Genomic DNA, 6,250 nt, shown 5'->3' with positions numbered 1-6,250 from the left:
AAATAGATGCAATGATGTTTTTTATCATTGAAACTATTTTTCTTACTGCCGAGCTAGCAGGTTGTTTTGAACTCGTTTTTTAGATGTTTTAATAGCTCGTTTAGAAAATGAGCCAACTGAAATTTTTATACTTTTCTTATCGTAAAAAAAGCGCCCTTTAAATAAGTTTCCTTACTTAAAAGACGCTTTTGGCGTGGTTCCACTTTCATTTGAACAAAGGAATGCCTACACTTTGTTCCTTATCGGTGGGTAACGTCCACAAAACGGCTTAAAGCTTGCTCCCAGGTGCATTTCCTGCCTCATTTCAGCTACTTTCCACCAGTTGTAGCCTCTCTTTAGAAAATTCCGCAGTACTTCGTCTGATCAACGCACTATTATTCAACTGAAACGAGCACTTTCCTGCCTGGGATTAACTAGTTGCATCCCGCAGGCTAAAAGTTTATTTTATAAAACTTGTTGTAAATGTGCTAGCGCTTTTTTTCTACCTAAAAGTTCAACAGTATCTGGTAATTCTGGACCATGTGTTTGACCAGAAACGGCAACTCGGATTGGCATAAATAGATTTTTACCTTTTACACCAGTTTCTTTTTGTACTTCTTTAATTGCTGCTTTGACACTTGGTGCATCCACAGTAGCCATTGCTTCAAGTTTTGCTTTAAAGGCTGTCAGTACTTGTGGTACTGTTTCTCCTGCTAAAACTTCTTTTGCAGCATCGTCTAAAACAGGATGTTCTGTAAAGAACAATTCAGACAATTCAACGATTTGCGCAGCATAACTCATTTGTGGTTGATACAAGGCTACGATTTTTTTCACCCGCTCCATGTCTTCAGCAGATAGATCTTCTGCTATACGTCCAGCTTTTTTAAGGTAAGGTAGGCACATATCTGTTAAAACGTCTAAGTCCATTGCTTTAATGTAGTGGTTGTTGACCCATTCTAATTTTTTGGCATCAAAAGCTGCTGGCGATTTGCTCAAACGATTTGGATCAAACATTTTAATCAATTCGTCTTGGCTAAAAATTTCATCTTCGCCTACTGGTGACCAACCTAATAAAGCAATAAAGTTAAACATAGCTTCTGGCAAGTAGCCTAATTCACGGTATTGTTCGATAAATTGTAGAATCGATTCGTCCCGTTTGCTTAATTTTTTACCAGTTTCAGAATTAATAATTAAGGTCATATGGCCAAATTCTGGTGCTTTCCAGCCAAATGCTTCATAAATCATTAATTGTTTTGGTGTGTTGGCGATATGATCATCCCCCCGTAAAACGTGGGTGATTTTCATCAAATGATCATCCACAGCAACGGCAAAGTTGTAAGTTGGCATGCCATCACGTTTTTGAATAACAAAGTCGCCGCCGACATTATCCGATTCAAAGGTGATTTCACCTTTCACCATATCGTGAAATTGATATTCAGTATTTTTGGGTACGCGGAAACGAATAACTGGTTTTAAACCTTCTGCTTCTTTTTTTGCTTGTTCTTCTGGCGTTAAGTTTGCACATTTACCAGAGTAATGAGGCATTTCGCCACGAGCACGTTGCGCTTCTCTTTCTTCTTCTAATTCTTCAGGGGTACAGTAACATTTATACGCCCGGTTTGAAGCAAGTAATTGATCAATTAGCGGTTGGTAAATATCGGCTCTTTCTGATTGACGATAAGGGCCGTATTCCCCCGGATTTGCTGGAGATTCATCCCAGTTCATTCCCAACCATTTTAAATTATCCAATTGGCTTTTTTCGCCGTCTGCAATGTTACGCTTTGTATCCGTATCTTCAATGCGGATAATGAAATCTCCACCATTATGGCGGGCAAATAAATAGTTGAATAGCGCTGTTCTGGCATTACCAATGTGTAAGTGTCCAGTTGGGCTTGGTGCGTAACGCACGCGGATTTTAGTCATCTAATCGCTTCCTTCGAGTTATTTTCAAGTAGGGTAACAGCCAGCGCCGCAATCGCTTCATTGCGACCAACAGGCCCTAATTGTTCCATTGTTGTGGCTTTAATACTAAGCTGATTTTCTTCTAACTGACAAATTTCACAAAGCACTTGCCGCATTTTGGGAATAGAGTCCGCAAGTTTCGGCTGTTCAGCTAGAATTGTACAATCAATATTGTGAATAGTAAAGCCAAGCGACCACGCTTTTTGCAAAACTATCGTCAATAGTTTGGTGGAAGCGGCATTTTTTACTGTAGGATCACTAGCAGGAAACATCTGACCGATATCGCCTAAACCTGTCGCTCCTAAAAGTGCGTCAATAATCGCATGGGTCAAACAATCCCCATCGGTCACCCCAGCTAAACCGAGCTTTTGCGGGTGGGTAATTTGGATGCCACCTAAAATTAACGGCCGTCCTTTCACCAAGGGATGTAAATCATAGCCTTGCCCAATTCTAAGCATTTTTGCGGCCTTTATTCCGATTTTTTTGATTGCCATTTTGACTGTTTTGATTTTGACTGCCATTATTTGTCGGATTGTTATTTGTGTTAGCTGCATCTTCTGCTTCGGCTGCATTTTCTGGCTTCACGTCATCAATACCACGACCAGAATGTGCCGGTTTAGCAAAAATCATGCGACCAGCGGCCGTTTGTAAGGCACTTGTGACCACGACTTTGATTCGTTCATTCATATAGTGCTGGCCATCTTCTACGACAACCATCGTGCCGTCATCTAAATACGCAACCCCTTGTTGGCGCTCAGTGCCGGCTTTAACTAACAAGACATCCATTGTTTCCCCTGGAATAACGACTGGTTTAACCGCATTGGCTAACGCATTGATATTTAAAACCGGAACATTTTGAAACTCAGCGACTTTGTTTAAGTTGTAATCATTTGTGACTACGACCCCATCCAAAAGTTTAGCTAGTTTAATCAATTTGCTGTCAACTTCTTGAATATCTTCAAAGTCACCATCATACATCTCAACTGAAATATCTTCTTCTTTTTGTAAAGCATTCAAAATATCCAAGCCGCGGCGTCCCCGCACCCGTTTTAGACTATCACCAGAGTCGGCAATATATTGCAATTCGTATAAAACAAAATTAGGAATTAAAAGTGTCCCTTCTAAAAATCCGGTTTTGGCAATGTCGTAAATGCGACCGTCGATAATGACACTTGTATCCAAAATCTTATAGCGATGAAAAGTATCCCCTGCTTTACGTTCTAAAATTTGTTGTTGGGTTTCTTCTGTTTTCTTGGATTTCGGTGTGAAAATTTTCTTCCACTCGTCAATTCGTGTTACCCCCACTTGAAAACCAAAATAACCCAGTAAAATCATCACGAAAAACGGCAAGAAACTCGTCACAAAAGGAATATTCAAATTGTACAAAGGAATTGAAATAATCATCCCAATCATCAAGCCGATAATCGTCCCAATCGCACCAAAAAGCAGATAGGTTAGACTAATTTCACTTAATTTTTTCTCAATATAAGACAAGCCAGCAGAAATATAACGCTCCAATACCAACGCGAATAAAAAGAAAATAATTGCGCCAATCAAAATGTTGGTAAAGGGATTGTTGAGCCACTGATTGCCGGTCATTCCGATCGTATCCCACGCCATGGGTAAAAATGAAGCTCCCAAACTTGCGCCAGCTACGATCATTAATAAGATAATGATCCGTCGTTGCATAACAAAACTCCTCCGATTTTTTTGCTACTGAATTAGAAAAGATAAAAAGATGAAAAAGCAATCTCATCTGCCTACCTTTTCAAAATCAGTGCGACTTTCTTAACTTGCAGCCAGAAAGAAGACTATAACAATTTTTAACTAAAAACTTTTTTTAATGTTTCTGCTAGTGTTGCAACACCGACAACTTGAATACCTTTTGGTGCATCCCAACCGCTTAAATTATTTTTAGGCAAGTAAACTTTGGTAAAGCCCAGCTTTTGTACTTCTTTGACCCGCTGTTCAATATTGGATACCCGTCTAATTTCACCGGTTAAACCAATCTCACCAATAAAACATTCCGTTGGGCTGGTGCCTTTTTCCTTGTAGCTAGATGCAATTGCTACTGCAACAGCCAAATCAATGGCTGGTTCATTTAATTTCACACCACCGGCGGCTTTCAAGTAGGCATCTTGATTTTGCAACAATAGTCCGGCGCGTTTTTCTAAAACAGCCATGATTAAGGAAACGCGATTGAAATCCAGTCCGGTAGTGGTGCGCTTGGCATTGCCAAACATCGTCGGTGTGACCAGTGCTTGAATTTCAACTAAAATTGGACGACTGCCTTCCATCGCTACCACAATCGCAGAACCTGTGGCGCCCGCCAAACGCTCCTCCAAGAAAACTTGGGAAGGATTGGCCACTTCATGCAAGCCATCTTCATGCATTTCAAAAATACCAATTTCATTGGTGGAACCAAAACGATTTTTTACGGCCCGCAAAATGCGGAACGTGTGATGCTTTTCGCCTTCAAAATACAAAACGGTATCCACCATATGCTCTAACATTCTGGGCCCGGCAATGGAGCCTTCTTTTGTCACGTGACCAACAATAAAAATAGCAATACCATTGGACTTGGCGATTTTTAACAATTCAGCCGTTGTTTCCCGCACTTGTGAGACACTTCCGGCCACGCTGGTCACGTCGGGCTGTGTCATGGTTTGAATCGAGTCGATGATGACATAATCTGGGGCTAAATTTTCAATCGCGCGGGAAATTTCGTGCATATCTGTTTCCGCGTACAAATAAAATTCGGTGTTAATGGAGCCCAAACGTTCGGCCCGCATTTTTATTTGCTCGGCACTTTCTTCACCGGAAACATATAACACTTTTCCACCTGATTCTGCCAACTGCTGCGAAACTTGCAAGAGCAACGTTGATTTCCCAATGCCGGGGTCCCCGCCGATTAACACCATCGAGCCCGGCACCACACCGCCACCTAAAACACGGTTTAATTCTGCTAATTTCGTTTTAACCCGTGGTTCTTTTTTGGGGATAACATCGGCAATTTTCGTAGGTTTCGTTTTCTCACCAGTTAAACTGGTACGCACGCGGCGATCTGTTGTATCTTGGATGACCACTTCCACCATTGAATTCCAACTACCGCAATTGGGACATTTACCGAGATATTTTGGTGAGATATAGCCGCAATGTTGACATTCAAATTGGACTTTTGGCTTTTTAGCCACAATCATCCCTCCATTTTATTTTAGCATACCAGAGGCATTCCCCCTGTACTAAACGTGTCTTTTTACTTATTTGATGAACCAAAACCACCCGTACGCACAGATGCAGTGTCATCTTGGTCAGCTTTTAGAAATGGCAAGAAAATCCCCTGCCCAATTCGCTCGCCTTTTTTAATTACGACATCTGATAGACCAAAGTTAGTGAATTGAAACATAATATGCCCTTCATTATCAGGATTATCATAGTAATCACTATCAATAACCCCGACACCATTGGTTAAAACCAAAAAGCGTTTTAACGGATTGCTAGAACGATTAGCCAACTGTAAAAATTCTTCTTGTCCCATGTAAGCCTTAATTCCGGTCGGAACTAAAACAGGCTTCAAAAATTTGCCGCCATCTTTAGCAGCTTTCAAGGCTTTTAGCCCGCTTACTAAACCTTCGTGCCAAATACTTGGAATGACAACATCTTGGGCCGCTTCAAAATCATAACCTGCCGCATGATTGGTTGCCCGCTTTGGCAAGGAAATATCTTGATCTAAAAAATGTGAAACTACTTCAAAACCTCGTGTACGCAAATGAGTACCTCCTAAAATTGCAATCAAATGAAAAATATTTTTTTAATCTTTACAGGAAGCTGTGACATTAATATAATTACAGCCCCTATTTACGGATAAACGGTGGTCCAGAAATAGCTTTTTTGGCAACAAGAGGAAATTTCACAAAAATTTGTGGAACAATTTTTGAAAAATCCCCGTCTTGGTTTAAAAGCTGAACACTTCTGTCCCAACCTCTTGCAAATCTGCTTATTTTACATAACGTTATTTTAGCATAATTAGCGCATTTTTTTATGAATTCAAAACAATAATACGAAAAATTTCGCAAATTCCATATAATCTTCAAAAATCAGTCCTTAAACTTATTTCTTTCTTATTTTTCATCTGTAAAAATTCGTTTTTTAAGATCGTAAAATTTAGCTTTTATCCCGAGAGAAAAAAACAAAAATGACCCATAAAGACGATCGTTTTAGGAAAACAACAGGTGAAATTTTTAACAAAACCAAGTACAATGAATAAAAACTAGCGGTAAATTAGGATTTTAAATCAAGCTTACGTCTA

General features: G+C 40.0%; 5 protein-coding genes and 1 other annotated feature. All 5 genes read right to left on the bottom strand.

What is annotated here, in order from left to right:
- Positions 1-175 precede the first annotated feature (175 nt).
- Positions 176-376 (bottom strand) — a binding site (T-box leader).
- A 68-nt stretch (positions 377-444) separates the two neighbouring features.
- Positions 445-1,902, bottom strand: a complete 1,458-nt coding sequence (gene gltX, locus JZO76_RS04905) for a glutamate--tRNA ligase (protein ID WP_206903055.1) — start codon at positions 1,900-1,902, stop codon at positions 445-447.
- Positions 1,899-2,399 carry a 2-C-methyl-D-erythritol 2,4-cyclodiphosphate synthase gene (gene ispF, locus JZO76_RS04900; RefSeq protein WP_206903072.1) on the bottom strand — a complete coding sequence of 167 codons (501 nt, stop codon included), beginning with the start codon at positions 2,397-2,399 and terminating at the stop codon, positions 1,899-1,901. Before ispF ends, gltX begins: the two co-directional genes overlap by 4 nt.
- On the bottom strand, positions 2,392-3,630 hold the full coding sequence (locus JZO76_RS04895) for a PIN/TRAM domain-containing protein (protein WP_206903054.1): 1,239 nt from the start codon (positions 3,628-3,630) through the stop codon (positions 2,392-2,394). The genes ispF and JZO76_RS04895 overlap by 8 nt, the downstream gene beginning before the upstream one ends.
- Positions 3,631-3,764: 134 nt before the next feature.
- Complete coding sequence (radA, locus tag JZO76_RS04890; protein WP_206903053.1) at positions 3,765-5,135, bottom strand: DNA repair protein RadA; 1,371 nt, start codon at positions 5,133-5,135, stop codon at positions 3,765-3,767.
- Positions 5,136-5,197: 62 nt separating this feature from the next.
- Positions 5,198-5,710: a dUTP diphosphatase gene (locus JZO76_RS04885; protein ID WP_206903052.1), complete on the bottom strand. Its 513-nt coding sequence runs from the start codon at positions 5,708-5,710 to the stop codon at positions 5,198-5,200.
- Between the last annotated feature and the right edge of the window lie 540 nt (positions 5,711-6,250).

The sequence above is a fragment of the Candidatus Enterococcus myersii genome, assembly GCF_017316025.1.
Lineage (GTDB): Bacteria > Bacillota > Bacilli > Lactobacillales > Enterococcaceae > Enterococcus_C > Enterococcus_C montenegrensis.
The sequence above is the reverse complement of the archived record's forward strand: the minus strand, read 5'-3'. Positions and strand labels throughout refer to the sequence as shown.